The 26,177-nt window shown below is 36.9% G+C and carries 31 protein-coding genes, 1 pseudogene, 1 riboswitch and 2 other annotated features; of the genes and pseudogenes, 26 read left to right on the forward strand and 6 right to left on the reverse strand.

Annotation, left to right across the window (positions count from 1 at the left end):
* Positions 1-26: 26 nt before the first annotated feature.
* Both HXV90_RS00580 and HXV90_RS00585 read left to right on the forward strand, forming a co-directional pair.
* The gene (locus tag HXV90_RS00580; RefSeq protein WP_016995356.1) at positions 27-632 is read left to right on the forward strand and encodes a superoxide dismutase; all 606 of its coding nucleotides are present in this window, start codon (positions 27-29) and stop codon (positions 630-632) included.
* A gap of 280 nt (positions 633-912) precedes the next feature.
* Positions 913-3,117 (forward strand): peptidoglycan D,D-transpeptidase FtsI family protein, encoded by a 2,205-nt coding sequence (locus HXV90_RS00585; protein ID WP_048392244.1) that lies wholly within the window; start codon positions 913-915, stop codon positions 3,115-3,117.
* 264 nt (positions 3,118-3,381) lie between these two features.
* Here the strand turns inward: HXV90_RS00585 and HXV90_RS00590 are convergent, their stop codons facing one another.
* Positions 3,382-3,573, reverse strand: coding sequence for a hypothetical protein (locus tag HXV90_RS00590; protein ID WP_009370174.1), 192 nt, complete (start codon positions 3,571-3,573; stop codon positions 3,382-3,384).
* 243 nt (positions 3,574-3,816) lie between these two features.
* Between HXV90_RS00590 and HXV90_RS00595 the strand changes: the two genes are divergently transcribed.
* From HXV90_RS00595 to HXV90_RS00635, 9 genes and pseudogenes are all read left to right on the forward strand, one after another.
* On the forward strand, positions 3,817-4,791 hold the full coding sequence (locus HXV90_RS00595; RefSeq protein ID WP_004231003.1) for a PstS family phosphate ABC transporter substrate-binding protein: 975 nt from the start codon (positions 3,817-3,819) through the stop codon (positions 4,789-4,791).
* A gap of 64 nt (positions 4,792-4,855) precedes the next feature.
* Complete coding sequence (gene pstC / locus HXV90_RS00600; protein ID WP_269898106.1) at positions 4,856-5,803, forward strand: phosphate ABC transporter permease subunit PstC; 948 nt, start codon at positions 4,856-4,858, stop codon at positions 5,801-5,803.
* Position 5,804: 1 nt separating this feature from the next.
* Positions 5,805-6,683, forward strand: a complete 879-nt coding sequence (pstA, locus tag HXV90_RS00605) for a phosphate ABC transporter permease PstA (protein WP_048392246.1) — start codon at positions 5,805-5,807, stop codon at positions 6,681-6,683.
* 12 nt (positions 6,684-6,695) lie between these two features.
* Positions 6,696-7,529 (forward strand): phosphate ABC transporter ATP-binding protein PstB, encoded by an 834-nt coding sequence (gene pstB, locus HXV90_RS00610; protein ID WP_048392247.1) that lies wholly within the window; start codon positions 6,696-6,698, stop codon positions 7,527-7,529.
* A 13-nt stretch (positions 7,530-7,542) separates the two neighbouring features.
* Complete coding sequence (phoU, locus tag HXV90_RS00615) at positions 7,543-8,202, forward strand: phosphate signaling complex protein PhoU (protein ID WP_048392248.1); 660 nt, start codon at positions 7,543-7,545, stop codon at positions 8,200-8,202.
* A 177-nt stretch (positions 8,203-8,379) separates the two neighbouring features.
* Positions 8,380-9,252, forward strand: a complete 873-nt coding sequence (locus HXV90_RS00620; RefSeq protein WP_048392249.1) for a vWA domain-containing protein — start codon at positions 8,380-8,382, stop codon at positions 9,250-9,252.
* A 77-nt stretch (positions 9,253-9,329) separates the two neighbouring features.
* On the forward strand, positions 9,330-10,400 hold the full coding sequence (locus HXV90_RS00625; RefSeq protein ID WP_269898107.1) for a mechanosensitive ion channel family protein: 1,071 nt from the start codon (positions 9,330-9,332) through the stop codon (positions 10,398-10,400).
* Between the two features lie 39 nt (positions 10,401-10,439).
* Positions 10,440-10,650 (forward strand) — a binding site (T-box leader).
* A gap of 139 nt (positions 10,651-10,789) precedes the next feature.
* The gene (trpE, locus tag HXV90_RS00630; protein WP_269898108.1) at positions 10,790-12,175 is read left to right on the forward strand and encodes an anthranilate synthase component I; all 1,386 of its coding nucleotides are present in this window, start codon (positions 10,790-10,792) and stop codon (positions 12,173-12,175) included.
* Positions 12,172-12,743, forward strand: a pseudogene (locus tag HXV90_RS00635) (anthranilate synthase component II). Before trpE ends, HXV90_RS00635 begins: the two are co-directional and overlap by 4 nt.
* Positions 12,744-12,789: 46 nt before the next feature.
* Here HXV90_RS00635 and HXV90_RS00640 read toward each other — a convergent pair.
* Both HXV90_RS00640 and HXV90_RS00645 read right to left on the reverse strand, forming a co-directional pair.
* Complete coding sequence (locus HXV90_RS00640) at positions 12,790-13,272, reverse strand: hypothetical protein (protein WP_048392679.1); 483 nt, start codon at positions 13,270-13,272, stop codon at positions 12,790-12,792.
* A gap of 3 nt (positions 13,273-13,275) precedes the next feature.
* The gene (locus tag HXV90_RS00645; RefSeq protein ID WP_231595624.1) at positions 13,276-13,728 is read right to left on the reverse strand and encodes a hypothetical protein; all 453 of its coding nucleotides are present in this window, start codon (positions 13,726-13,728) and stop codon (positions 13,276-13,278) included.
* Positions 13,729-13,878: 150 nt separating this feature from the next.
* Between HXV90_RS00645 and rpmG the strand changes: the two genes are divergently transcribed.
* The 5 genes from rpmG to tyrS all read left to right on the forward strand — a co-directional run bounded on the left by rpmG (position 13,879) and on the right by tyrS (position 18,964).
* Complete coding sequence (rpmG, locus tag HXV90_RS00650; protein WP_008408521.1) at positions 13,879-14,028, forward strand: 50S ribosomal protein L33; 150 nt, start codon at positions 13,879-13,881, stop codon at positions 14,026-14,028.
* 112 nt (positions 14,029-14,140) lie between these two features.
* Positions 14,141-14,734 carry a 5-formyltetrahydrofolate cyclo-ligase gene (locus HXV90_RS00655; RefSeq protein ID WP_048392254.1) on the forward strand — a complete coding sequence of 198 codons (594 nt, stop codon included), beginning with the start codon at positions 14,141-14,143 and terminating at the stop codon, positions 14,732-14,734.
* Positions 14,727-14,936: a YqgQ family protein gene (locus HXV90_RS00660; RefSeq protein ID WP_004231021.1), complete on the forward strand. Its 210-nt coding sequence runs from the start codon at positions 14,727-14,729 to the stop codon at positions 14,934-14,936. The genes HXV90_RS00655 and HXV90_RS00660 overlap by 8 nt, the downstream gene beginning before the upstream one ends.
* Positions 14,937-15,216: 280 nt before the next feature.
* Entirely contained in the window at positions 15,217-17,112 is a 1,896-nt protein-coding gene (locus HXV90_RS00665; RefSeq protein WP_048392681.1) for an LTA synthase family protein, read from the forward strand.
* A gap of 254 nt (positions 17,113-17,366) precedes the next feature.
* Positions 17,367-17,608 (forward strand) — a binding site (T-box leader).
* A gap of 141 nt (positions 17,609-17,749) precedes the next feature.
* Positions 17,750-18,964 (forward strand): tyrosine--tRNA ligase, encoded by a 1,215-nt coding sequence (gene tyrS, locus HXV90_RS00670; protein WP_269898109.1) that lies wholly within the window; start codon positions 17,750-17,752, stop codon positions 18,962-18,964.
* A 55-nt stretch (positions 18,965-19,019) separates the two neighbouring features.
* Here tyrS and HXV90_RS00675 read toward each other — a convergent pair whose 3' ends face one another.
* Complete coding sequence (locus HXV90_RS00675) at positions 19,020-19,199, reverse strand: DUF2759 domain-containing protein (RefSeq protein ID WP_004231029.1); 180 nt, start codon at positions 19,197-19,199, stop codon at positions 19,020-19,022.
* A 169-nt stretch (positions 19,200-19,368) separates the two neighbouring features.
* On the opposite strand from HXV90_RS00675, the gene HXV90_RS00680 reads away from it, so the two are divergent.
* A complete protein-coding gene (locus tag HXV90_RS00680) occupies positions 19,369-20,013 on the forward strand; it encodes an MBL fold metallo-hydrolase (protein ID WP_257960689.1) in 645 nt (214 codons plus the stop codon).
* A gap of 75 nt (positions 20,014-20,088) precedes the next feature.
* Here the strand turns inward: HXV90_RS00680 and HXV90_RS00685 are convergent, their stop codons facing one another.
* Both HXV90_RS00685 and HXV90_RS00690 read right to left on the reverse strand, forming a co-directional pair.
* Complete coding sequence (locus tag HXV90_RS00685) at positions 20,089-20,331, reverse strand: DUF2626 family protein (RefSeq protein ID WP_004231035.1); 243 nt, start codon at positions 20,329-20,331, stop codon at positions 20,089-20,091.
* 117 nt (positions 20,332-20,448) lie between these two features.
* Positions 20,449-21,159 carry a helix-turn-helix transcriptional regulator gene (locus HXV90_RS00690; protein ID WP_048392257.1) on the reverse strand — a complete coding sequence of 237 codons (711 nt, stop codon included), beginning with the start codon at positions 21,157-21,159 and terminating at the stop codon, positions 20,449-20,451.
* A gap of 327 nt (positions 21,160-21,486) precedes the next feature.
* On the opposite strand from HXV90_RS00690, the gene comGA reads away from it, so the two are divergent.
* The 9 genes from comGA (at position 21,487) to HXV90_RS00735 (ending at position 25,781) form a co-directional block, all read left to right on the forward strand.
* Positions 21,487-22,506: a competence type IV pilus ATPase ComGA gene (gene comGA, locus HXV90_RS00695; protein ID WP_112118243.1), complete on the forward strand. Its 1,020-nt coding sequence runs from the start codon at positions 21,487-21,489 to the stop codon at positions 22,504-22,506.
* Positions 22,481-22,843 carry a hypothetical protein gene (locus tag HXV90_RS00700; protein ID WP_269898110.1) on the forward strand — a complete coding sequence of 121 codons (363 nt, stop codon included), beginning with the start codon at positions 22,481-22,483 and terminating at the stop codon, positions 22,841-22,843. The genes comGA and HXV90_RS00700 overlap by 26 nt, the downstream gene beginning before the upstream one ends.
* Before the next feature lie 92 nt (positions 22,844-22,935).
* Positions 22,936-23,553 (forward strand): type II secretion system F family protein, encoded by a 618-nt coding sequence (locus HXV90_RS00705; protein WP_269898111.1) that lies wholly within the window; start codon positions 22,936-22,938, stop codon positions 23,551-23,553.
* 10 nt (positions 23,554-23,563) lie between these two features.
* Positions 23,564-23,902, forward strand: a complete 339-nt coding sequence (comGC, locus tag HXV90_RS00710; protein ID WP_048392260.1) for a competence type IV pilus major pilin ComGC — start codon at positions 23,564-23,566, stop codon at positions 23,900-23,902.
* Entirely contained in the window at positions 23,902-24,339 is a 438-nt protein-coding gene (gene comGD, locus HXV90_RS00715; protein WP_259950863.1) for a competence type IV pilus minor pilin ComGD, read from the forward strand. Before comGC ends, comGD begins: the two co-directional genes overlap by 1 nt.
* The gene (locus tag HXV90_RS00720) at positions 24,332-24,649 is read left to right on the forward strand and encodes a hypothetical protein (protein WP_112118304.1); all 318 of its coding nucleotides are present in this window, start codon (positions 24,332-24,334) and stop codon (positions 24,647-24,649) included. The genes comGD and HXV90_RS00720 overlap by 8 nt, the downstream gene beginning before the upstream one ends.
* Complete coding sequence (comGF, locus tag HXV90_RS00725; RefSeq protein WP_054549143.1) at positions 24,642-25,067, forward strand: competence type IV pilus minor pilin ComGF; 426 nt, start codon at positions 24,642-24,644, stop codon at positions 25,065-25,067. The genes HXV90_RS00720 and comGF overlap by 8 nt, the downstream gene beginning before the upstream one ends.
* Before the next feature lie 16 nt (positions 25,068-25,083).
* Positions 25,084-25,245, forward strand: a complete 162-nt coding sequence (locus HXV90_RS00730; protein ID WP_225340350.1) for a hypothetical protein — start codon at positions 25,084-25,086, stop codon at positions 25,243-25,245.
* Positions 25,246-25,265: 20 nt separating this feature from the next.
* Entirely contained in the window at positions 25,266-25,781 is a 516-nt protein-coding gene (locus HXV90_RS00735; RefSeq protein ID WP_004231053.1) for a shikimate kinase, read from the forward strand.
* 144 nt (positions 25,782-25,925) lie between these two features.
* Positions 25,926-26,018, forward strand: a riboswitch (glycine riboswitch).
* Positions 26,019-26,177: the final 159 nt, after the last annotated feature.

The following is a 26,177-nucleotide window of genomic DNA, read 5'->3' on the forward strand; positions in this document are numbered from 1 at the left end:
TTCTTATTTTAGGGAGGAACTTAACAATGGCTTACGAATTACCACAATTAACTTACGCTTATGACGCATTAGAACCACATATCGATGCAAAAACAATGGAAATTCACCATTCTAAACACCACAATACTTATGTAACAAACTTAAACGCAGCAGTAGAAGGTACTGAATTTGCAGAAAAAGACATTAACGACTTAATCGCAAACCTAGATGCTCTTCCAGCTGACAAACAAACTGCTGTACGCAACAACGGTGGCGGACATGCTAACCATACATTATTCTGGGAAGTAATCGCTCCAGGCGGTTCAAATACACCAGTTGGTGAAGTAGCAAAAGCAATCGATGCTAAATTCGGTTCTTTCGACGCTTTCAAAGAAGAATTTGCTAAAGCTGCTACAACTCGCTTTGGTTCAGGTTGGGCTTGGTTAATCGTTGATGGTGACTCAGTTGCTGTTACGTCTACTCCAAACCAAGACTCTCCAGTAATGGAAGGGAAAACACCAGTTTTAGGCTTAGATGTATGGGAACATGCATACTACCTAAACTATCAAAACCGTCGTCCAGATTACATCGGTGCTTTCTGGAACGTAGTAAACTGGGATGTAGTAGAAGCTAAATTCCAAGCTGCAAAATAATAACGGATAAATGGCTGTGCCTAAAGTGAGCAATCACGGAGGCATAGCCTTTTTTTGTTGGATAAAACAGCAAATTAAGGGATAGAATCTGAAAATATCAGGATAATGAAGACGAAATATAAGGAGAGCGTGAAATAGGGCAACCTTTCTCCATAAAGTACCGTCAAATAAATGATGTTTTACATAAGAAATCGAAAGTGCGTGCTTTTCTGTCATACCTTCGAATGGTATACTAGGTATCGTGTATTGAAATGATCAGAAGATGAGGAGGGGAATACATATGCGCAAAGCACCTGGAAAAAATCGCGCGGCGAGTGTTAAAGCAAAACATCATTCTAACTTAACATTTCGTATGAATATCCTTTTCTTTGCAATATTTATCGTATTTTCAATGTTAATTTTTAGACTTGGCTATATGCAAATCGTCAAAGGGGAAGATTATGTACGTATTTTAGAGCGTACAGAAGAAGTTCCTGTCAACACAAGTGTACCAAGGGGACGCATGTATGATCGTTACGGTCGTATTTTAGTGGATAATCACCCGGAAAATGCCATTACGTATACGAAAATGCAAACGACCACAACAGAGGAGATGCTTGATATCGCGAAAAAGCTGGCACAGTTAATTGAACAGCCAACAAAGCGTGTCACATTGCGTGATAAACAGGATTTTTGGATATTACAAAATCACGATGCTGCCTATGAAAAAGTCACAGAGGCAGAAAAAACAAAAATTAATGCACAAGAAAATATTACAACAAGTCAAATTAATGCAGAGATTGATAAACTGGTACGGGAACGTATCACAAACGAAGAACTTTTACAATTAACAGAGGCAGATTTAGAGGTATTAGCGATTTATCGTGAAATGGTATCTGGCTATAATCTATCTCCTCAAATTATTAAAAGTGAAAATGTATCAGCTGATGAATTTGCTCGTGTATCTGAGCGTTTAACTGAACTACCAGGTGTTAATACAACAACAGACTGGAAACGTGTCAAATTATCATCTTTATCTATTCTTGGACGTACAACGGTCCCAACAAAAGGGATACCTAAAGAGAAGCTCAACTACTATTTAGCACGTGACTACTCACGTAATGACCGTGTGGGAGAAAGTTACATTGAAGCACAATATGAAGAATTATTACAAGGTCAAAAAACAGTCGTCAAAAATATTACCAATAAAAAAGGTCAAGTAGTCGATACAGTCACAACCTATGAAGGGGAGCCAGGTAAAGACTTAATCCTTTCATTGGATAGTGAGCTGCAGGCTGAAACGGATAAGATTGTAGAAGAAGAACTGCTTAACTTAAAGGCACTTCCAGGCTCCTATTTATTAGACCGTGCCTTCCTTATTATGATGGATCCAAATACTGGCGACATTTTATCGATGGTAGGTAAGAAAATAGAAAAAAATCCCGAAACAGGGCAAAATGAAGTCATTGACTATGCATATGGATCGTTTACAACAGCCTATGAGGCAGGTTCATCTGTTAAAGCAGCAACAGTTCTTACTGGCTACAATCAGGATGTTATTTCGATGGGTACTTCAATGGGAGACGAGCCGATTATATTAGCTGGCACGGACCCGAAAACGTCTATTTTTAACAGGGCTGGATATATCCCGATGAATGACTTGTTAGCATTAGAACGTTCTTCCAACTCCTATATGTTTAAAATTGCGATGCTGCTTAATGGAACCCCTTATAGTTATGGTATGCCATTACGCTTAAAGGACGATACGTTCTCAAAAATGCGTAATAATTATGCGCAATTTGGTTTAGGTGTGAAAACAGGCATTGATTTACCAAATGAATTTAGCGGAGTGCGTGGTCCATCAGGTCCAACAATGGGTGGTAAAACACTTGACTTGGCGATTGGTCAGTATGATACGTATACACCACTTCAACTTGCACAATATATTTCAACAGTTGCCAATGGTGGCTATCGTATTCAGCCACATGTTGTGAAAGAGGTTCGAGACCCATCACAGGATGGGAAGCAATTAGGGCAGTTAGTAACAGAAGTAGGTCCAACTATTTTGAATCAAATTGATAATCCTAAAGAAGAGATCGATTATGTAAAGCAAGGGCTACGTCGTGTATATACTGGTTCACATGGTACAGCACGAGCACAATTTGCCGATACTCCATATACAGCTGCAGGGAAAACAGGGACAGCAGAGGTAGTGTATTATGGTCCGTTACGTGAGCACTACGGCACAAATACGATTAATTTAACGCATGTTGGCTTTGCCCCATATGAAAATCCTGAAATTGCCTATGCAGTTGTGATCCCATGGGTTAATACAAATTTAGCGCCACACTACTATCAAAATAATGTCATTGCTAGACGTTCTTTAGATAAGTATTTTGAATTAAAAGCAAAATATCAAGCTGAAAAAGTAACTGATAGCAATGTAAAACAGCCAATTTTACCAGCGATTACGGAAGAAAAAATTGGAGAGAATGAGCAGGAATAAAGGGTATTGGATATGCGCTAATACAAAACGGATTTGGAAAAATTATTTTCCAAATCCGTTTTATTTTTACTTTTTTATGAATTTTGAATGATGTTAAGCTAATCCTTAAGTAAATATGGAATGTATACGAAATGCGCAATTCAGAGGTACTTGTCAAAATTGCTGATGAACTGAATCAGTTGTGAAATTTAAACTTAACTAAGTAGTGAAAGGGGCGTTTGCATAGCAAAACGCCCCTTTCAGATATTCAGATATTTAGTGCCTTTATGCGGATAATTGCTGAATGGCTAATTCAAATTGCTCTCTTGGTTTTACCCCATAAAGTTCTATATTGTTATAGAAATAAGAAGCAAGCATAAAATCAATCGCCTCTTGAAGTGTGTAGTCCCGATGTTCCATTACTAATGATAAATATGTTTTAAAATAATCGACATTTTGTACTTTTGCATGTTTCATGACAAAGGTCAAACTCTCCTTATCATTAAAATAAATATTTCCTGACACAATTGCTTATTATAACACCTTTCCTATAGGAAGCAAGTTTCCCCTATTGTAAATTCATCTTTACAAACGTTTACAAAGCATTACATTCCTTTACATCTCTTTTACGAACCGTTTATACGACTTCAACAATCAGTCATTATAGTAAAGATTGTAAGACAAATAACTATAAAACAGTTCATGACGGAGGCAAATGAGATGAAAAAGTGGAAGTACTTAACGATGACAGCGGTAATGGGTTCTGCATTAATGCTAGGTGCATGTGGTAGCGATTCTGCACAAAACGGAAACAATACAGAAACGAATGCACCAGCAAGCTCAGGACAAGAAGCTGCTGATGAAAAGCTACAAGGGTCTGTAGCTGGAGATGGCTCATCAACAGTAGCACCAATCATTGAGGCAGTTGTTGAAGAGTATGCAGGTACACAACCAGATGTCAAAGTATCAGTGGGGGTTTCTGGTACTGGTGGTGGTTTTGAAAAATTCATCGCAGGTGAAACAGACTTTTCAAATGCATCTCGTAATATAAAAGATGAAGAGAAAGCGAAATTAGAAGAAGCGGGCATTGATTTTACAGAGCTAGCTTTAGCATATGACGGTTTATCAGTAGTCGTGAACCCAGAAAATGATTGGGCGAAGGACTTAACGGTAGAACAACTACAAAAAATTTGGATTGAAGATGGGACAGAGAAAAAATGGTCTGATATTGATCCATCATGGCCAGATGAAAAAATCGTTTACTATTCACCAGGTACTGATTCAGGCACATACGATTACTTTGATGAAGTGATTTTAGATGGAGCAGATCTAGTAAGCTCAGCAACATTATCAGAGGATGATAATATGCTAGTGCAAGGTGTAGCTGGTGATAAAAATGCGATTGGCTTCTTCGGTTATGCTTACTACCTTGAAAATAAAGATAAATTAAACATTGTCAAAGTAAATGGCGTAGAGCCAACAAATGAAACAATTGAAGGTGGCGAATATACACCACTTTCACGTCCATTATTCACATACGTAAAAAATAGTGCAATGAAGGACAATGAAGCAGCATACGACTTCATTAAATTTACACTTGAAAACGCAGGCGATATGGCTGAAGCAGTGGGCTATGTTCGTTTACCTGAAGAAAAATATACTGAAGGCTTAAAAACTTTAGAAGGCTTAAAATAAGAAGACATGCATAGAGGGGAAGAGATGTATGCTCTTTCCCTCACTTATTTGAAAGGAGCTCCCAATGGTTTCTCAAAAGGAAGATAAGACATCATCTGTGCAGCAATTAATTGCAAATTCGCGCAACCAAAAAACAAAGAAAATAGTGGAAAAAGCCATGCCAGCTCTATTATTTTCTGCAGCTATTATTTCGATATTAACAACATTTGGCATTGTTTTCACCCTTATTTTTGAAACGTTTGAATTCTTTAAACGTGTGTCGATTACGGATTTCCTTTTCGGTACTAAATGGTTACCGTTTTCAGGTAACGAACCGTTATTTGGGATACTGCCATTAATCGCTGGTACATTAAAAGTGACACTTATTGCAGTTGTAGTAGCTGTACCATTTGGAATTGCTTCAGCTATCTATTTAAGTGAATATGCAAATGAGAAAACACGACGTACAGTGAAACCTATTTTAGAGGTATTAGCAGGTGTGCCAACAATTGTTTATGGCTTCTTCGCTTTAACATTTGTCACACCAGTTTTACAAGAAATTGTACCTGGACTCAAACTATTTAATGCATTAAGTCCTGGTATTGTTGTAGGGATTATGATTTTACCAATGATTACATCTCTTTCAGAAGATGCCATGTCATCTGTACCAAATAGTATGCGTGAAGGAGCCTTAGCTCTAGGTGCGACGAAATTTGAAGTAGCAATCAAAGTAGTATTACCAGCTGCGCTTTCAGGGATTGTCGCTTCTGTTGTGTTAGCTATTTCCCGGGCAATTGGAGAAACAATGATTGTATCGCTTGCAGGTGGTTCAACACCGAAATTTGACCTCAATGTGACAGACTCTATTCAAACAATGACTGCATACATTGTACAGGTTTCAACTGGTGATGCGGGTTATGGTACAACCATTTATTACTCAATTTATTCAGTAGGATTTACACTATTTATCTTTACTCTAGTAATGAATTTACTTGCTCACTATATTTCGAAACGCTTCAGGGAGGTTTACTAGCATGCGCTATATGGATGACACAGTCGTCATGAAACGAATGACAAAGCGTATTACAGCAAATAAAGTTTGGAAAACTCTCTTTTTCTTAGCTACTACGTTTGCACTTGTTGCTTTAGCTATTTTACTGTACCGCATTGTGACACAGGGGATTGATTACTTAAATATCGATTTCTTGACGAATTTTGCATCACGATTTGCGGATAAGGCAGGTATCAAAGCTGCTTTAATCGGTTCGCTTTGGTTAATGGCAGTTGTAGCACCAGTATCGATTATTTTAGGAGTTGGTACTGCGATTTATTTAGAGGAGTATGCCAAGAAAAATAAAATAAATGACTTTATTCGCATGAATATATCGAATCTAGCAGGTGTTCCTTCCATTGTTTTTGGATTACTTGGATTAACTATTTTTGTACGTATGATGGGTCTAGGAAAAAGCATTTTAGCTGCTGGCTTTACAATGAGTTTGTTAATTTTACCTGTTATAATTGTAGCGGCTCAAGAGGCTATTCGTGCAGTGCCAAACGAACAACGTGAAGCTTCATATGGCATGGGTGCAACGAAATGGCAAACGATTTTGCGTGTTGTATTGCCAGCTGCCATTCCAGGTATTTTGACAGGAAGTATTTTAGCCTTGTCTCGTGCCATTGGAGAAACAGCTCCACTAGTTGTAATTGGAATTCCAGTTATCCTCCAGTTTTTACCGAATGGTTTACTGAGTCAATTTACAGCATTACCAATGCAAATCTATGATTGGGCAAAACGACCACAAGAAGCCTTTCAATACGTAGCAGCCGCAGGTATTTTAGTGCTTATGACAGTGCTGCTATTAATGAATTCGATTGCCATCTATATCCGAAATAAATTCCAAAAACGTTATTAATGAGGTGACCTTATGGTATTAGATTTTAAAGAGGAAAAAACAATTGTCAAACGGAACCAGGCAACGACTAAGCCTATAGCAGATGTGGCGAAAAATATTGTCTATGATACACGCAATTTAAACTTATGGTATGGTGATCATCATGGTTTAAAAGATGTTAATTTAAGCATCTATGAAAATGAAGTAACGGCTATTATTGGACCATCTGGCTGTGGGAAATCTACGTATCTAAAAACATTAAACCGCATGGTTGAACTTGTACCAATCGTACGTACATCAGGAGAAATTTTATATCGTGAGCGAAATATTTTAGATAAAAACTATACGGTAGAGGAATTAAGAACACGTGTAGGTATGGTATTCCAAAAGCCAAACCCGTTTCCAAAATCCATTTATGATAACATTGCCTATGGACCAAGAATTCATGGCATTAAAAATAAAAAAATTCTCGATGAAATTGTGGAGAAATCATTAAGAGGGGCAGCCATTTGGGACGAGGTAAAAGACCGTTTGAATCAAAATGCTTACGGATTATCAGGTGGTCAGCAACAACGTATTTGTATTGCACGTTGCTTAGCGATTGAGCCTGATGTCATCTTAATGGATGAGCCAACATCTGCCTTAGATCCGATTTCTACGTTGAAAGTGGAAGAGCTGGTTCAAGAACTGAAAAAGGATTATTCCATTGTCATCGTGACACATAATATGCAGCAAGCGGCACGTATTTCTGATCGTACAGCATTCTTCCTAAGTGGAGAGGTTGTCGAATACGATAAAACGGATGTTATTTTCCAAACACCAGCAGATCAACGTACAGAAGACTATATTTCGGGACGTTTCGGCTAAGGAGGAGCAATGAATGATCGTACGTGAACGTTTTGAACAAGAGTTAAAAGAGGTACAGGGGCAATTTCTTGCAATTGCCAATAGCAGTATCCTTGCATTAAAAACAGCTTTTGAAGCATTGGTAGAGCAGGATTTAGAAAAGTCTTTGAAAATTTTGGAGGACGATTTAATCATTAATCGCCTTGAAGAAGAAATTAATGACCATGTGATCCTAATGATTGCCAAGCAACAACCAGTAGCAACAGATTTACGCCGTCTCATGGTTCTCGTAAAGGCAGCTTCAGATATGGAAAGAGTAGGGGACTATGCGGTTAATATAGCTAAAGAAGCAATTCGAATTGGTAAGGAGCCAATGATATTCCCAATAACAAATCTCCAAACCATGTGCAATAAAACAGTAGAAATGCTAGAGAGCATCATGAAGGCCTTTACTGAGGAAGATACGGTACGCGCTAAAGAGATTGCAGAGTTAGATGATTACGTGGACGATTTATACGGGGCAACGATCACCCTTTTACTCCGTGCTGGGGTAGAAAACCCCTCCCATATTTCACAGATTACGCACCTAACATTTATTTGCCGCTATTTAGAGCGTTCTGCTGATCATGCTACAAATATTGCTGAACATCTATTTTACTTAGTAAAAGGCAAACATTATGAATTAAATAATTAAGAAAGAAGAGCTGCGTTTTAGCTCTTTTTTTCATTTGCAGAAAAAAATCTCCTGAAGCAGCAACATTGTCTTTGGCTGTAGCGTCTTTATAGCAAGCGTTTTTGTATTGTCAAAAATTTTTTTTGGTTATACTATAGACATTATCCAAAAAATGTGGTGCTTAGGAGGTGCTGCTACATGAAAGATGCGATTGAATCCCTCATCAAGCAATTTGACAAGCAGTTGACAATAGAACAACTTGACTATTTACGTTTTCTCTATGAAAACCTACATATAGAGGAGTTAAGTGAAGGGGAACAACATTATTTTATCGATTATTTTTTCAAGAGTGAGCCATTACGAAATATGGCAGCATTTGCTCTGGAATTGACGGATATCATGCATGAAATCCAAGAGAATATTCCTGCTATTGAGAAGGCAGAACGCTTAGCAAATGGCAAAGAGCAACGCCAGTATTATGAACGAAAATGGTCAGAGCTTAGACGTCAAAAGCTTAAGCAACAGACAACGAAAAGCGGCAATATTTACTATGTACCCTTTCATGATTATCAACAAGACCCTGGCCCGATGATTATTTGTTTAGAACAAACGACAGGAATGGCCGCTTATTCTGAGATTTGTAAAAGTATGATTTTAGCGTTATTTATGAGTGCACATCGAGAAGGTCGTGATTTATACATTGTACCGTATGATCGGCAAATTCATGTCCACTACCGCTTTGAAAATGGTCATTTAAATTTAGCTGATTTTAAAAGTTTTATCGAATATAAGGCAAAGGGAGAGGCAGCCATTTTACCTGTTTTACAATTTGTGAAAGCATTGCTACAGGAAAATCAATTAGGTACAGAAGCAGATGTCATTATTTTTACAGAAGGAGCACCTATTGATGGGCAGCATCTCGTTGGCAAGCAAGCAAAAATGATGCTAAAGGAAATGAAGCAAAAATATCATGCTGAATTTTCGGTAATTGCCATGCATGAACATAACTTTAATAAACAGCAATTTTGGTTTGCTAGTAAGGCTTTTTTTGCAGATGATGCCATACAATAACAAGAACGGGGCTAACCATTACTGAAGGTCGGCTCCTTTTTGCTGGCGATACATAGGTAGTTATAAAGGAGAAATACATGGATTCATTACATTGGTTATTACCTAAATTTACAGTCCCAACCTGGCTAGATGGCTTAATTGCTGTCATTATTTGTTTAGTAGGGTGGCTTATTCAACGATTCATCATCAAAAAAATTATTCATCGTGTTGTGCTATTTTTAAAAGACCGTCAGCGCAATTTCCAAGCAAATGTACTGGCTCAATTTAGTAAAGCAATTGGCTATGCCTTTATGACGACGGTCATTGTGCTAAGTTTATCTTATTTAATAAAAGTCCCTTTATTTACACATCCATCAACAAAGAATTTTGTATTGTCTATTATGGTGTTTTTTGCTTTTAAAGGGATTTACGATGTTTTGAATTTTTATACGAAACAACCATTTGAATTAACAAGCGAAGAGGATCAAAATGTTTTACTACCGTTTTTTCTACGAATCGGTAAAGTACTTATCATGATTTTTGCTATGTTTACGATTGCTTCCTTTTGGGATTTTAATCTGAATGGCTTTTTAACTGGAATCGGCTTAACGGGTGTGGCGATTGCCTTTGGGATTCGCGATACACTAGCGCATGTATTTGGTGGCATGTCCGTAGCTTTAGATAATCCATTCCAAATAGGAGATTGGATTGCGACAGAGGATCAGAAAATTGAAGGAACGATTGAGGATATTAATTTAAGAAGTACGTTAATTCAAACAGGAGACAAAGGACTTGTGTATGTGCCGAACTCCTATTTAGTGAATCGCCCACTTTATAATTTATCTAAACGAGAAAAACGGAAATGTGAGCAATTTTTATATATCGCTGCTGCTAATAATGAGGAAGACATACGTAGCGCTTTAACGGCCATTCATAAGGAAATTTATTTACATGCTAAAACAGAGAAAGACATGATTCATGTATTTATAGATGAATTTCATCATGATTCGTATCGCGTGCTTGTTCGATTCTTTGTTGCCACAAATGATACCGCTGTTATGCTGGAAGTGCGGCAGGATATTTTATTTGCCATTCGTCAAATAATGGAGGAGCTATCGATTACATTAGCTAGCCATCCTGAAGAAGAAAGTCTGCAAAATAAAAAATAAATTGAATTGTAAGATAGTTTGCTTTACAATATTACCAAGAAATCAGCTTTGATGAAGAGTAGTAGCTAGTACAATTTGTTATAGAGAGCTAGTGGTTGGTGAAAACTAGTACAAATGTTTAGTGAATGGACTTCGGAGCTCTAATCCTGAAAAAAGTACGGATTAGCGGATGCCTACGTTACAAGGCTTAGAGAGGGTTTTCCTATCAGGAGACCAATGAAGGTGGCACCACGGCTTTTCCGTCCTTTTGTGATGGAAAGGCCTTTTTTATATTTTTTTCTTTAGACGGCAAATGTTTTAGCTGAAAGAAGAGAAAGCCTTTAGCAGATTTCTGCTGCTAAAGATAGATGAGGTGTAGATGAGCAGAGCTTAGAGAAGGAGAGAAGAGTATGACAGTTGAGCTTAGAAAGTATGCTATGAAAGTATTACATGGGGATATGATGACCCCGATCTCTGTGTATCAATCACTGAAAGGGCAGCATAAAATGTTGTTCGAATCCTCAGCGAAACATGAGGAAAATGGGCGATATTCCTTTATCGCCATCAATCCAGTGGCTGAACTAAAAGGAAACAATGAAGAATTCGTGTTTTCAAAAGGAGCAGAAAATGACAAGGCTAGGGGCAATGTGCTTGATCGATTAAAAGAACTAATACCCTTTCATAAAGAAAGCTATCCTTTTGCTTTCTTTGGAGGAGCTATAGGTTTCTTTGGCTATGAAACAGCATTTTACACAGAAAAAATAGGTGACTATTTACAGGATGATTTAGCTATGCCTGATGTTCATGTTTTTTTCTATGATACATTTATTGTTTTTGATCATCTAACACAAGAAATTACACTAGCTTCGATTGATCTATTTCAGGATGGGCGTTCATTAGAGGAGATGGAAGCTGCTATTACAAGGATGGAGCAACAGCTTTGTGCAGGTACGACCTTTGAGGTATTAAAGGTGGATGAGCTACAGTTTAAGCCTATGATTTCAAAGGAACGATTTGTTGCTTTGGTGGAACGTGCTAAGCAGCATATTTTGAGAGGTGATATTTTCCAAATTGTGTTATCGCAACGTTTTTCTGCGCCGTTTACAGGTTCGCCGTTCTCGCTCTATCGTCAATTGCGCGCGTCTAACCCATCACCCTATATGTTTTATATGGATTATGGTGACTATATTATTTTAGGAACATCTCCTGAAAGTCTTGTAAAAGTAAAAAATCGAAAAGTGACAACCAATCCAATAGCAGGTACAAAGCCGCGTGGCACGACAATAGAACAGGATGAAGCCATCGCAAATGCGCTATTAGTGGATAGCAAGGAAATAGCTGAACACCGTATGTTAGTGGATTTAGGTCGCAATGATCTTGGACGTATTGCAAAAGTGGGTTCTGTCAAGCTAACCAAATACATGAAAATTGAGCGCTATAAATATGTGATGCATATGGTATCTGAGGTTATTGCCGAATTGCGAGATGACCTCCATGTACTGGATGTACTTCGTGCTTGTTTACCTGCTGGTACAGTGTCAGGGGCACCAAAAATTCGGGCCATGCAATTGATTAATGAATTAGAACCAGTAAAGCGTGGGGTGTATGCGGGAGCAGTAGGCTATATTTCGACAACTGGTGATATGGACTTGGCCCTCGCGATTCGCACGATGCTCATTAAGGATCAAAAGGCACATGTACAGGCAGGAGCAGGTATTGTTTATGATTCGATTCCATTGTCAGAATATGAAGAAACACTGAATAAGGCACGTGCCCTATTGGAGGTAAAAAAATGATTTTAATCATAGATAACTACGATTCTTTTACCTATAATTTATTTCAGCAAATCAGTATGCTTGGAAAAAGCGTCAAGGTCGTACGGAATGATGCCATTACTATAGAAGAAATTCAAAAACTGTCGCCAGAAGCCATCATTTTATCACCAGGGCCAGGAACGCCAAATGAAGCAGGGATAACGATAGAGGTCATCAAGGAACTCTGTCAAAAATTCCCTATTTTAGGTATATGTCTTGGGCACCAATCGATAGGTCAGGCTTTTGGCGCAAATATAGTACAGGCAAAAATATTATGCATGGAAAGCTGTCCCCATTACAATACGAGCAAACAGGTTTATTTGCCCAATTAGATGGGGATATCGAGGTTATGCGATATCATTCACTTATTATTGAAGAACAAACTTTACACAAGGATTTTAAAATACTCGCCACAGCGGGTGATGACGGAGAAATCATGGCCATTCAACATAAAGAATATCCACTTTATGGGCTGCAGTTTCATCCTGAATCAATCGGCACAAAAGAAGGTAGTATGATGATGCAAGCCTTTCTAGAAAGTATAGCGTAATAAAAAAGCTGTCGCCTCATATATGAATGGGCGACAGCTTTTTATGTTATTGTTTCTTACCTGTAATTAAATTAGCTATTTCTTCTAAAGTCATGGCAGAATTGACTTCATAGGAGCCGATTTGTAAGCTTCTAGCATATTTAGGGTTAGCGAGTAGTAACTCCATTTCAACACTATTGGTAATAATGCCACCGTCTTCAAGTTTTTGGGCCACACTATAGGGTGTGATACCACTATAGATTTGCAGAGACATCGTTGTTACATCTGTATCTGCTTCTTCATCAGCTTGTTCAGATGCATCTGTTGTAGAAGTTTTTTCAGTCGTATGTACTTGCTTTAATTGATCCTTTAACGAGGCAATTTCCTGATTGGCCTTACTTAATTTGTTTTGTAGTTCTTTTACCTGTTGTTGATTGGAAAATTCCTTAGTAGGAAGACCAATATTTACATCGAAGCGGTTTGCTAGTGCAAGCAATGCCCCAACAAGAAAAATGGCTATACCAAATGCACGAATGGCAGACTTATTCATCAATCAACGCCCCCCGTTTGCAATCACTTGCCGAACTTGCTCTTCTGTTAAATTTGAGCGAATACTAATATCTGCTACAGAAAGACCCTGTTTATTTAATTCAAGTACCTGACTAATAATAATTTGATGAATCGGTTTTGCTGGTGCTGTTGTTTGTCCAACTTTTGAACTCTGTGCAGCCTGTTGAACGGCCTGCATGACTTGGTGCACTTTAGGATCTTGACCTTTTGGAGGGATACTTGATTTTGATTTCACTTGGAACTCTGGCTCTAGTAAAAGTTCTTCCTCCACAATCTTAAGGCGACGTTTTAAATTATTCGTTTCTTGGAAGATGGAGATAGATAATTCTTCGACATCTTGTTCGATTTTTTTCGAGCTATTTTTGAAAAAGAACGAAACGATGATCAGAAAAATGCCAATACTCATTAATACGATGGATAAATCCAATAGTTTCACCTCAATGTAGTATGTAATTATAAGATATTTTACCATATGCAAACTTAATATGAAATGAAGGTAGATTTTTTTTCAGTTTATGTTATAATAGGTTAGTCGTATAAATCATGCTCAAATTTAAATTCTTGATATAGAGTGGGAGGGTTAATGATGCGCGTAAATATTACTTTAGCTTGCACAGATTGCGGCGAACGTAACTACATTTCTAAAAAGAACAAGCGTAACAATCCAGAGCGTCTTGAACTTAAAAAATATTGCTCTCGCGAGAAGAAATACACTCTTCACCGTGAAACTAAGTAATCGCTCATTAAGCCAAAACCACAAGTGGTTTTGGCTTTCTACATTTTATCACATCATTCAATGTAACAATTCCAGGAGGATATGAAGTTTTACGATATAGGAGGTAGCCTAGATGGATAAAACAACTTTACGAAACACGGTACGCCAAGCCCTTGCAACTATGACGGATGAAGACTATCATCGTCAATCATTAGCTGTGTTAAACAAGGTGCTACAGGAACCATATATAATAGAAGCAAATACAATTGGCATGACCATTTCAAATAAGCCAGAAGTCGACACAATTCTTATAATTGAGGAATTATGGAAACTAGGTAAAAAGGTCGCAGTTCCTAAATGTCACCCAAAAACAAGAGAAATGTCATTTTATGCCATTGAATCATTTGCACAGCTTGAAACTGTATATATGCATTTGCGTGAGCCCATTCCAGCAAAAAGTGAGTTTGTTGACGCAAATGAGATGGATATCATTGTTGTACCAGGCGTTGTTTTTGATCCATACGGTTATCGAATCGGCTATGGCGGTGGTTATTATGACCGCTATGTATTAAACTATAATAAGGGTAAGCTGATGTCGCTGCTCTTTGATGAGCAAATCATTGATTGTGTTCCTACTGAAGCACATGATTGCCCAGTAGATATCATTGTGACGCCCACAAAACGTATTGACTGTGTTGCACAACGAGGAGCGAATGAAAATGGATAAAATGCTAGATATTTATGAACTCTTGAAAACATATGGTACCTATATTTATACACGTGATCCTATTGGCGATTTGATGTTGATGGAGGATGAAATACGTGAGCTCTATAAAGCGAATGTACTAGATATAAAAGATTATCAAATGGCTCTACTGCTTATTCGACAAGAAACAACAAGACTTCGTATGGAAGAGCATAAAAAGTAATGTTTGAAATATAATGTAATTGGGTATTGTAAAATTAATGTAACATGTATGTAATATTCTTAAAAACAGTGGGTTTCCGCTGTTTTTATGTTTTTACGAAACTTTTTACAATGCAAAACGTATATATAGATATCTGGTGCATAGAAAGAGCAGGGAGAAAAAATTTTCCCTAAGATATGTGTTGATTATCTGTTAAAAAAGGATTAAGATATATTTTGTTTCCGTAACAAAATGTAAATAATTATTATTTTTTTGTAAGGAAGTAGGGAGGATGTTAGGAATGAAATCAATAAAGTGGCCTAAACATTCATTTATGATACTAGCAATTATAGCAACTTGGATCAAAACGGTCATTGTTTACCACACAAGCTTTGAAATGAAAATTGAAAATGCAATGCAACAGTTTATTTTATTTATTAATCCATTAAGCTTCTTGCTATTTACGTATGGTTTATCACTATTCTTTAAATCAGCAAAAGCTAGAAATCGTTATTTGATTACGGTCAGCGTTATTTTGTCCATTGTTTTATACGGAAATGTAGCGTTCTATCGATTCTACAATGATTTTATTACGCTACCAGTATTATTCCAAACAAGTAACTTTAGTGACTTAGGAACATCAGTAGCAGCCATTGTTGAGCCTTGGGATGTATTATATTTCGTTGATGTCGTTATCTTAATCTTAGCGAATAAATTTTTACCAAAAATGAAAGATGCATTTAAAGTGAATATTGAATTCCGTCGTGCATTCTTTGTGCTTGCAATAGCAATGACATTCTTAAATTTAGGCTTAGCAGAAACTGAGCGTCCACAATTACTAACACGTAGTTTTGACCGCGAATTATTAGTAAAAAACATTGGTACGTACAATTACCACTTGTATGACATTTATATTCAATCTAAATCATCTGCACAACGTGCGTTAGCCGATGGTAGTGAACTAGTAGAAGTGAACAACTATATACGTTCTAATCAGGCTGCTGTAAATCCAGAGATGTTTGGGAAATATAAAGGTCGTAACCTGATTGTGGTATCGATGGAGTCATTACAAAACTTTGTCATTAATAATGACATGAATGGTCATGAAATTACGCCATTCTTAAACTCTTTAACAAAAGATAAAGATACGTATTATTTCAGTAACTTCTATCACCAAACAGGGTTAGGAAAAACATCTGACTCGGAGTTTATTGTTGAAAACTCACTGTTTGGTTTAGGTCGAGGTGCTGTATTCTTCACGCATGGTGGAAATACGTATAATTCAATGGCTGAACGCCTTGGAGAAAATGGATACTTTACAAATGTCATGCACCCTAATAATAAATCATTCTGGAATCGTGACATGATGTATCAATCGTTAAAAATTAATAAATTCTACGATATAGATTCATATACTGTGGAAGAGGGGCAAGCTGTAAACTGGGGAATGAAAGATGTTCCATTCTTAGAGCAATCAGCTGCTTTAATGAAGGATATGCCTCAGCCATTCTACTCTAGACTTATTACTTTAACGAACCATTATCCATTTACATTGGATCCAGAAGATATTATGATTCCTGAATATGATTCAAATTCAGGTACATTAAATCGTTACTTCCAAACAGTACGTTATATGGATGAGGCTTTAAAAGACTTCTTCCAACAGTTAAAAGATCAAGGTGTCTATGATAATTCTATTATTGTGATGTATGGGGATCACTATGGTATTTCTGAGAACCATAATAAAGCAATGGCACAATATTTAGGAAAAGATCAAATTACACCAATGGATAATGCAATGCTTCAAGAAGTACCTTTATTCATCCACATCCCAGGAGCTGGCGATGGAAAAGAAATGACTGAGATTTCAGGACAAATGGATTTACGTCCAACGATCTTACACCTTCTTGGCGTTGAAACGTCAAAAGATATGCAAATGGGGGCAGATTTATTTTCTCCAGAGCATGAGGACTTTGTAGTCTTCCGTGATGGACGTTTTATTACAGATAAATACGTCTATGCTGGTGAAGCTTGCTATGACAAAGCAACTGGCGAAGAAATAGATGGTGAGCCATGTCAGTCTTATGCTGATCGTGCTACAATGGAGCTAGAAAATTCTGATGCCATCATTAATGGAGACTTACTTCGCTTCTATGACGAAAAAACAGGTAATTTAAAGCAGGATTCAGTTAAATAATCAAAGAGAGATCTCGTATAGGGATCTCTCTTTTTATTGCTGATAAAAAAGAATTAGTCTCAAGCACTATTCATAAAATTTTTTTGTGAATCCTATGCTAAAGAAAACACTTTTCGCAATGTTTTACAACACTATGCAACGTCAATACACTTTATTGAACATTTCTTTTTATTGACAAATAGCAAGATATGATTATAATAAGTGTAAATATCTGCATAACGAAGATTTGTTTTTCGCATTTCGGAGTATAAGAGTGAAAGGCATCGAAAAGAACGAGTAACTTTAATGGAACTGACAGAGAGTAGCCGGTTGTTGAGAGGCGCAAGGGGATATTAAAGTGAATACATCTTGGAGCTGCGTACCGAAACTATAGTAGGCTACGACGGGGTTGCATCCGTAATCATTGCAAAAGTATCGCTATGGCTGTACTTGTTGAGGAGAGCTATGTGAATAGCTCTCGAAAAAAGGTGGTAACACGTTTATCTACGTCCTTTAGGAATTTCCTAAAGGCGTTTTTTTTATGCCTTCTAAGCCAAAACGTGTAAAGCTATTAAAGCCTTGTAAACAAAATCGGTACCCCATTTACTCTTATAGAACTTGCAATATTAATATTTAATATTACAAGGAGATGTTTCGTATGTTTTTAACACCAAAGGAGCAAATAGCGATTATCAAGAAGGGTGCTAACAAGATCGTTGATGAACAGGATTTATTTGAAAAATTAGAGCGATCGTATAAAGAACAGCGACCTTTAACGATTAAGCTAGGGCTCGATCCGTCCGCACCAGATATTCATTTAGGTCATGCGGTTGTTCTACGGAAAATCAAGCAAATGCAAGATTTAGGCCATCATGCAGTTATTGTTATCGGTGATTTTACAGGACGAATTGGCGATCCTACAGGTAAAGCTAAGGGGCGAATAGCCTTAAATGACGATATAGTGAAGAAAAACGCCCAAACTTATTGTGAGCAAATTTTTAAAGTACTAGATCCGAACAAGACAACGGTTCGTTTTAATAGTGAATGGTTAGCGAAGCTGTCCTTTGAAGAAGTCATCAAGCTAGCAGCCACAACATCTGTTGCTCGACTTCTAGAGCGCGAAGATTTTCAGAAACGTTACCAACAGCACATCCCAATTGGTATACATGAGTTTTTCTACCCACTTATGCAAGCATATGATTCAGTAGAACTTGAGGCAGATATAGAGTTAGGTGGAACGGATCAGACGTTCAATATTTTAATGGGACGCACCTTACAAAAGCATGGAGGATTAGAAAAACAAATTGCTATTTTTATGCCCTTACTAGAGGGGTTAGATGGTATTGAAAAAATGAGTAAGAGTTTAGGTAATTATATTGGCATCAATGAAGCACCTGAGATTATGTTTAAAAAGGTGATGGAAGTACCAGATACTTTAATTATCAAATATTTCGAATTAGCAACAGATGAGCATCCACTACAAGTGCAGGCTATTCAAGATAGACTACAAAAGGGAGAGAATCCCCGCGATTTGAAATTCCTATTAGCAGAAATTATAACGGCTTTATACCATGGATCTACAGCAGTGGAGGAAGCAAGAGCTTATTTTGAAGCAGCATTTCAAAAAAAGGAAATACCAAAAAACATTCCTATACTGCTCTTAGAAATTGATAAGGAAAGAATCGTGGATATCATTCCACAACTAGTGACAATGGGTTTTATTCAAAGTAAGAGTGAGTTTTTGAGGTTAATCAAGCAAAAAGGAGTATCCTTGAATGGAGAAAAAATGGCGATGGATGACATATCACAAGTATTAATGAATAATGATGTACTACAAATCGGCAAGAAGCGGTTTCTTCAATTCAATAAGTAATAATAGACAAAAAAAGAGCAATCTCCGAAGAGACTGCTCTTTTTCTGTCTGAATTTTAGTGTAATTTTGGTGGGTAACCGCTGTGAACAATCGTCATGATGACGAACCATCCGAATACAGCAGCACTTAATAAGTTGAAAACAACGCTTAATAGGTTCTTTTCTTTAATTGCTTGGAATGTACCAAATACAGCTAAAATCGCTACTAGACCAAAAATAACCATTAATAAGTTCATTAAAAATAGACACTCCTTTCGACATCAGAAAATGAATGTCGCAAACAATATTCCTCCTTAATTGTAAACGTTCTACTTGTTTTTGTCGAGGACTAAAATACTGTAAACTATGAACATTTATCGTCAAATTGTGGCAAAGCCTGTATAATAGGAAGTTGAGGTGATAACTATGATGAACGTACGAAGTTATTCTCTTGGTCCCGTCCAAACGAATTGCTATATCGTATCGAATAAAGAAAAAGAATGTATCGTATTTGATCCAGGTGAAGAGGCGGAGCGTCTAATTAAAACAATCCGTAGCAACGGCTTAAAACCTCTTGCTATCTTTTTAACACATGCCCATTTTGATCATATAGGGGCAGTAGATGCAGTGCGTGAGGTATTTGACGTTCCTGTATGGATTCATGAAAAGGAAGTTAGTTGGCTAGCAGATCCAACGAAGAATGGCTCTAGTAAATATCCTGCATTACCAGATTATAGGGTAGCTGCACCAGCGCAAGATACAATTATCAAAAAAGAACAGCAAATTGAAATAAGTAATTTTGTGTTTCAAGCTGTTTTTACACCTGGGCATTCACCGGGGAGTATTTCTTATATCTTTGAAAACGACGGTTTTGCCATCGTGGGAGATACGTTATTTGAACAAGGTGTAGGACGTACAGATCTATTAGGGGGATCAACCAAAATTTTATTGGAATCTATCCATAATAAACTGTTGACATTACCTGAGGATACTATTATCTATCCTGGACACGGTAATTATACAACGGTAGGCGCAGAAATGGAGACAAATCCTTTTTTAAATGGATTTTAAAACATGGATAATAAACTGTTTTAGCACATAAAAAAGCGTATCTCACCGAAAGTGAGATACGCGATTTTGTTTGTATTAATGACCGCCACCAGGTACGTGAATGAATGTTGTATAGTACGTGAAGCCAGCGAAGAATACAGTTAAATATGCTCCGAAAATGTACATGTACATACGTTCTGAAAGGTTTAAGAAGCCTAATAATAAGAATAAACCTGTATTACCTAAGAATAATAGCGATACCTCGTTCATACCTCCAAGGTAGAACATAACGGCAAAAATACCTGTCCAGAATGCCATAACTTTATACATATTATCCATGAAATTTCCCCTCCTTTTGCCCACGACACAATAATCTCTTACTCATTATAAATGATATGAAAGGTGTCTGTAAACTGGAACTTCTCCATGTTTGTGACAAACAAATGGATTTTTAATCTAGCTATCGATTTCTGTCACGTTTATTTCATATTTACATAAATCGCAATTATGTATCATACTTTCCATTTGCACAAATTCATTGTTCGTAAACAATGCATCTAATTGCCCTTTTAAATAGGATTCATGTAATGAACAAACAATTTCAGAATAGGCTGTCAGTTGCTCCTGGAATGGACAATTGAAGATGGAGAAGATAACTTTTTTTCCTTGCTCAGTTTGTTGAATCTGTGGAATATAGCCAATTAAAGCGGCATTGTCCGTTAATAGCTGAAGTTTTTCATCGAAGGAAAGAGAATTACTTAATGTCAATTCAGCACTCATATAATTTTTCATTTGCTGGTAGCCGTCTTGGTAGCTAATTTCCTGGCACTTTGTTAATGCAGATGGACCAAAGTCTTCAATTAATTGTATCGTCCATTTTAATAAACGATCTTCATCACGTCTTGGAAAAGTAAGAGATACGCCTTTTTCTGAAGCTTTATAAACACGTCCAGGTCTGCCACCTTTACCTGTTTTTACATAGTCAGCTGTAATAATATTTATTTCTGAAAGCTTCGTTAAATGAAGTCGAGCAACGTTTGGATGGATACCGAATTTATCAGCAATATGTTGTACAGTAACTGTTTTTTTCTCTTGCAATATGTACTCATAAATAGAGTATCTTGTTTCATCCGCTAGTGTACTAGTAATTTTTAATGGATGGATCATGAGCTTCACCTCTTTAATTAATTATAAAAATTATGTTCGTCTACCAAGTGTTAGGAAAATAATCATGTTGATACTATTATATTGTATTATTGAAAAAGATACAGTTCATTTCGGCATAAATATTAATTTTTTCATGTATTTATATTCTTTTTTAGTGGAAAATTGCACTTTATCCACATTTTTATAGCAAAAAACATTATTGGCAGAAAATTAACTTATAAATTTTTATTTTCTGAAAAGGGCTTTTCTCGTGGCGAGTTCCTCCTTATACTAGGAAATAACGAATAGAGCGGTCATATTCGAATGAACTAAAAGAGAGGTGCATATATGCAGAATTTTGAAACAGTTGTTGAACAAAAATGTGAGCAACTTTTACTAAAGGCCTATCATTTTGGAGCATCCGATTTATTGCTAGTTCCAGGAAACATAAAGTATCGGATCTATTTTCGAAAATATGATAAACTTCTCCACGCTGGTGAGCTACCTCATGAACTTGCAGAAAGAATGATCTCTTACTATAAATTTCTTGCAGAATTAGATATTAGTGAGCGTCGTAAACCTCAAAGCGGTGCCTTTCAAAAGGCAATGGAGCAAAATTCTTATTCGTTTCGTGTATCCACACTGCCTTCTGTATTTTTAAAAGAAAGCTTAATTATTCGTTTACTTCTCCAAAATCATGCATTTCCACTAACTTCCCTAAGCTTTTCCAAAAGCGCAGCTTACCAACTCATGGAGCTGGTACAAAACCGACAAGGTCTTCTGTTTTTTACGGGAGCAACCGGCTCTGGCAAGTCTACTTCACTTTATTCCCTCATCCACTACTGTTCCACAGAATTGAATCGACATGTGATTTCTTTAGAAGATCCTGTAGAAAACAGCCAAGCCAATTTACTTCAAATTCAAGTCAACGAGCGAGCAGGCGTTACATATGCTGCAGGATTAAAAGCCATTTTGCGCCATTCACCTGATGTCATTATGATTGGTGAAATTCGCGATAGAGAAACAGCAAATATTGCCATCCAAGCTTCTCTAACAGGGCATTTAGTTGTCTCCACTATTCATGCAAAAGACTCCATTAATTGTCTCTATCGTTTAATGGATTTAGGTGTGTCGATAGAGGAGCTTCGTCAAACGGTTATCGGTATAGTTGCCCAAATGCTTGTTCAAACCTCAGCTATACATGAAGAACGTCGAGCTATCTTTGAGATATTACATGATGACCATCTATCAAGAGCCATCACCGCTATCAAAGATAAGGGCAATTACAAACTTCCTTATGATTTAACATTAATGGGACAAAAAGAATTAGTGGAGAGCCTATATGCAGTTACAAACATACATCGATAAAATTGCTCTTTTTTATAATCGGGCTACAAAATGGCGGGTAAAGGAGCAAGCTCAGCTTTTCAATCGTTTATGTGTATTAATGCAGGAAGGATATTTATTTCCCCAAGCTATTTCCATGCTACTACCTCATCATATTGAAGCACATGATGACATACAGCAGCAAATTGATGAAAAGCTCAGACAAGGAGTAGGCGTTGCAGGGATATTTGAAACATTACAGCTAGGGAATCATTATTTAATGGCAATTAAGGTGGCGGAAAACAATGGCCACATGATAGAAGCATTTAAAGGTGTAGCTAAACAGATAACAGTAAGTGAAAAGACTAAAAAAAGTTAATCAAGCTGCTGATCTATCCTGTCACACTGATTATCTTTTTATTGTTATTATTTTTTGTGTTTCGTACATTTTTTTTGCCGAACATTGAAAGAATGGTCGGCAGTCGTACCTCTGAAACAGAAGAGACAAGCATTGCATTGTCCAATCTGTTATTGCATGTTCCAGATGTAGTTATCTCGACCATGTTCATAGTAATAGGTAGCGTATTCCTTTTTCGATTCTATCTTAAACGACAAGCTGTTGCTCATCAACTTACAGTCTTATTAAAAATCCCCTTTATACAACGCTATTTTAGGTTGACTTTGACAAGGCAATTTGCTGCTTATTTAGGAAGCTTACTACAAAGTGGATTTTCATTACAAGCAAGCCTACAGCTATTAGAGGAACAGCAACTACAACCATTTCTTCAAGTTCTTTCACAGCGTATAAAAGATAGAGTCATCTTTGGAGAATCACTCACACAGGCGGTAACGATCATGGCCGTTTTTCAAAAGGATTTTCCGATGTTCGTTGAGCATGGCGAGCACAGCGGATATTTAGGAAAAGAGTTAGTATTGTATAGCGATTTATTAATGGAAAAGCAGGAACAGCTTTTGCAAAAAATATTAGCTTTTGTGCAGCCAAGTTTCTTTATCCTTATAGCTGCTTGTATAATAGCGGCTTATATCAGTTTATTATTACCCATCTATCACATGATTGAATTAGTTTAGGAGGAAGATGATGAAACGTCTTAACCAACAAGCTGGTTTTACTTTAATTGAGATGCTTATAGTTTTGTTAATTATATCCATTCTTATTTTAATTACAATCCCAAATGTTACAAAGCATTTCGCCACAATAGATAAGAAAGGCTGTACGGCTTATATATCCATGGTACAAGGTCAAGTAGAGGCGTATCGTGTAGATTATATGGCTTATCCTACCTTAGAGGATTTAGTGGCAAAGGGCTATTTAAAGGAAAATGAAACAACCTGCCCAAATAAAGAAGAAATAGTGATTACTAATGAGGGAGAGGTACGTCCAGCCAATGTCAACTTGGAAACAGGTACGGATAGCTAATGAATGTTCATAAAAACGGTGGTTTTACAATTTTTGAAATGCTGGTTGTCTTATTTCTTGTTATGAGTTTAACAGCGATTGTTAGTAAATTCTCATTGAAAATAGCAGAAACCAAGGAATTAGAACGATTTTTTACGCAATTACAACTGGATATTCAATATATTCAAACCTATAGTATGAGCCAACGACAATATATAGCCCTGAAAATGGATGGTTCAACAAATCGTTATACTATTCAAAAAGATATTTATACTCATTTATATGAACGCTCTTTTCCAAAGGGGGTTGAATTTTTGCCAGCTGAGAGTTCAATTCAAACACTTGTCTATAACTATAGCGGCAATGTGATGACAGCAGGCACCATCGCATTTAAAACACCACAGGGCAAGAAAAAAGTAATCATAACATTAGGGCGAGGGAGAGCTAGGATTGAATGAGTCAGGCTATTCTTTTGTAGAAACTATTTTAGGTGTGGGTATTTTGATGCTGCTTTGTACCTCGTTAATCCCCATTACCTATACGATGAAAACAAATCTTGCTAATAAAAAAATGGAGCTAATTGCAGCTGAAACAGCATACGAAGGTTTAAAACAGTACCATGCGATTCAAGTAACAGAGGGCTCTCGGACCATTGAACAGGTTGCTTATCATTGGATAGTTGACGAACAACAAGTCTGTGTCCAATTTCAAAATTTACAAGAGTCACGCCAAAAATGTATCCAAGTGACAGGTGAAGTGCATGAATGAAAAAGGCTATACATTAATAGAAGCTATGTTTCAATTAGTCGTTTTTGTGCTTATTTCTCATTTTTTTGTCCTTATAATACTTTGGTTTGCTGAAATGAAATCAACTATGCTAATAGATGAACAAACAAAGTGGGAACTATTTGTTTCTGACTTGAACCTCTCTCTAAAAGAACTTTCCACCTTTTCCATTCGTGAAGATCAAAAAAGAATAACTTTCCAAACAGCTAATACGCTCCATCATATTGATTGCTACTCGAATATTATTCGTGAGCAGGTAAAGGGTGGACATGTTCCTATGCTAATAGGAATCAATAAATGTCAATTTAGCTATTCCGAAAATAAGCTGACGGTAGCTGTTGAAATGGCTAGTGGTATTCAAAAGGAGCGAACCTTTTATGTGCCAATTATTGAAAAATGACAGAGGGGCTATTTTTTTGATCGCAATTGCATTATTATTTTTTGTAACTACTTTTGTTCTTGCGTATTATATGTCTTATGAAATGCAGTATCGAACATATGATGGGCTAGAAAAATTGAATGTTCGAGCTACGATAAATTTATTGGGACAAATTTTGTCAGACAGTGTAGAATCGTAGTTATAAGAAGGTGAATCGAATTGCGAAAAATATATTTAGTTGGTTTTATGGGTAGTGGAAAAAGTGCATTAGGAAGACGTTTAAGCTATTTATTGAAGATGCCATATTATGATATGGATCATGAGATTGTGCGTCAGCAGGGGATGACAATTCCACAGATTTTTGAAAAATACGGTGAGGCCCACTTTCGAGAAATAGAAACAGAATTTTTGAAAAATTTTAGGGACGAGGCCTGTATTATTTCGACTGGTGGTGGCGTTGCCATCAATGCTGAAAATCGAAAAATTATGAGACGCAGTGGACTGGTGTTTTTTTTAGATGCGTCGTTTGAGGATATTTATAAACGAGTTCAGCATGATCCAAATAGACCCATTGTACAGAGCTCTACAAAGGAGGAGCTAGAAAGTCTGTATCACTACAGAAGGAAGTTTTACCGTGATGCAGGTCATATTCAGGTACTGACAGAAGGTAGGACGATTCGCCAAATTCTAGAGTATTTAGTATTTCAAGTGAAAAGATTGAAAAACGAACGATAAATAGCTTATTTTTATTTAATGTTCGTGTTTTATTATCTTTTAAAAAATGATTGCCTTTCCAATGCATTTAATGTTAGGATATAGACAAATAAGTAACTAAATGTTCATTGAATACTAAATAGTACCAAGATTTATCTTGGGCGGATGATTGTGCGGGGAGAGAGCGTGTAGACGCCACCGAAGGAGCAAGTAGCAATGGGCTATGAATCTCTCAGGTAAAAGGACTCGTACAAGACGCAACTCTGGAGAGAGCTGTAGTATAACAATAACAGCCACCAAAGGGGAAAGCCGACTGATTGGCAACGGTAAAGCTTGCGAGCCAGTCTGGTGTAACTTTCAGGTGCAAGGACAGAGAATCCCGAAAAGGGGTTCGTCTGTCTTTTTTTATGTCTATAG

It is taken from the genome of Lysinibacillus sp. JK80 (genome assembly GCF_027557635.1).
Taxonomy (GTDB): Bacteria; Bacillota; Bacilli; order Bacillales_A; family Planococcaceae; genus Lysinibacillus; species Lysinibacillus capsici.

Excerpts from the sequence above, each read along its gene's own strand:
- HXV90_RS00580 (WP_016995356.1), top strand. The coding sequence starts at position 27 with ATGGCTTACGAATTACCACAATTAACTTACGCTTATGACGCATTAGAA.
- HXV90_RS00585 (WP_048392244.1), top strand. The coding sequence starts at position 913 with ATGCGCAAAGCACCTGGAAAAAATCGCGCGGCGAGTGTTAAAGCAAAA.
- HXV90_RS00590 (WP_009370174.1), bottom strand. The coding sequence starts at position 3,573 with ATGAAACATGCAAAAGTACAAAATGTCGATTATTTTAAAACATATTTA.
- HXV90_RS00595 (WP_004231003.1), top strand. The coding sequence starts at position 3,817 with ATGAAAAAGTGGAAGTACTTAACGATGACAGCGGTAATGGGTTCTGCA.
- pstC (WP_269898106.1), top strand. The coding sequence starts at position 4,856 with ATGGTTTCTCAAAAGGAAGATAAGACATCATCTGTGCAGCAATTAATT.
- pstA (WP_048392246.1), top strand. The coding sequence starts at position 5,805 with ATGCGCTATATGGATGACACAGTCGTCATGAAACGAATGACAAAGCGT.
- pstB (WP_048392247.1), top strand. The coding sequence starts at position 6,696 with ATGGTATTAGATTTTAAAGAGGAAAAAACAATTGTCAAACGGAACCAG.
- phoU (WP_048392248.1), top strand. The coding sequence starts at position 7,543 with ATGATCGTACGTGAACGTTTTGAACAAGAGTTAAAAGAGGTACAGGGG.
- HXV90_RS00620 (WP_048392249.1), top strand. The coding sequence starts at position 8,380 with ATGAAAGATGCGATTGAATCCCTCATCAAGCAATTTGACAAGCAGTTG.
- HXV90_RS00625 (WP_269898107.1), top strand. The coding sequence starts at position 9,330 with ATGGATTCATTACATTGGTTATTACCTAAATTTACAGTCCCAACCTGG.
- trpE (WP_269898108.1), top strand. The coding sequence starts at position 10,790 with ATGACAGTTGAGCTTAGAAAGTATGCTATGAAAGTATTACATGGGGAT.
- HXV90_RS00640 (WP_048392679.1), bottom strand. The coding sequence starts at position 13,272 with ATGAATAAGTCTGCCATTCGTGCATTTGGTATAGCCATTTTTCTTGTT.
- rpmG (WP_008408521.1), top strand. The coding sequence starts at position 13,879 with ATGCGCGTAAATATTACTTTAGCTTGCACAGATTGCGGCGAACGTAAC.
- HXV90_RS00655 (WP_048392254.1), top strand. The coding sequence starts at position 14,141 with ATGGATAAAACAACTTTACGAAACACGGTACGCCAAGCCCTTGCAACT.
- HXV90_RS00660 (WP_004231021.1), top strand. The coding sequence starts at position 14,727 with ATGGATAAAATGCTAGATATTTATGAACTCTTGAAAACATATGGTACC.
- HXV90_RS00665 (WP_048392681.1), top strand. The coding sequence starts at position 15,217 with ATGAAATCAATAAAGTGGCCTAAACATTCATTTATGATACTAGCAATT.
- tyrS (WP_269898109.1), top strand. The coding sequence starts at position 17,750 with ATGTTTTTAACACCAAAGGAGCAAATAGCGATTATCAAGAAGGGTGCT.
- HXV90_RS00675 (WP_004231029.1), bottom strand. The coding sequence starts at position 19,199 with ATGAACTTATTAATGGTTATTTTTGGTCTAGTAGCGATTTTAGCTGTA.
- HXV90_RS00680 (WP_257960689.1), top strand. The coding sequence starts at position 19,369 with ATGATGAACGTACGAAGTTATTCTCTTGGTCCCGTCCAAACGAATTGC.
- HXV90_RS00685 (WP_004231035.1), bottom strand. The coding sequence starts at position 20,331 with ATGGATAATATGTATAAAGTTATGGCATTCTGGACAGGTATTTTTGCC.
- HXV90_RS00690 (WP_048392257.1), bottom strand. The coding sequence starts at position 21,159 with ATGATCCATCCATTAAAAATTACTAGTACACTAGCGGATGAAACAAGA.
- comGA (WP_112118243.1), top strand. The coding sequence starts at position 21,487 with ATGCAGAATTTTGAAACAGTTGTTGAACAAAAATGTGAGCAACTTTTA.
- HXV90_RS00700 (WP_269898110.1), top strand. The coding sequence starts at position 22,481 with ATGCAGTTACAAACATACATCGATAAAATTGCTCTTTTTTATAATCGG.
- HXV90_RS00705 (WP_269898111.1), top strand. The coding sequence starts at position 22,936 with ATGGTCGGCAGTCGTACCTCTGAAACAGAAGAGACAAGCATTGCATTG.
- comGC (WP_048392260.1), top strand. The coding sequence starts at position 23,564 with ATGAAACGTCTTAACCAACAAGCTGGTTTTACTTTAATTGAGATGCTT.
- comGD (WP_259950863.1), top strand. The coding sequence starts at position 23,902 with ATGAATGTTCATAAAAACGGTGGTTTTACAATTTTTGAAATGCTGGTT.
- comGF (WP_054549143.1), top strand. The coding sequence starts at position 24,642 with ATGAATGAAAAAGGCTATACATTAATAGAAGCTATGTTTCAATTAGTC.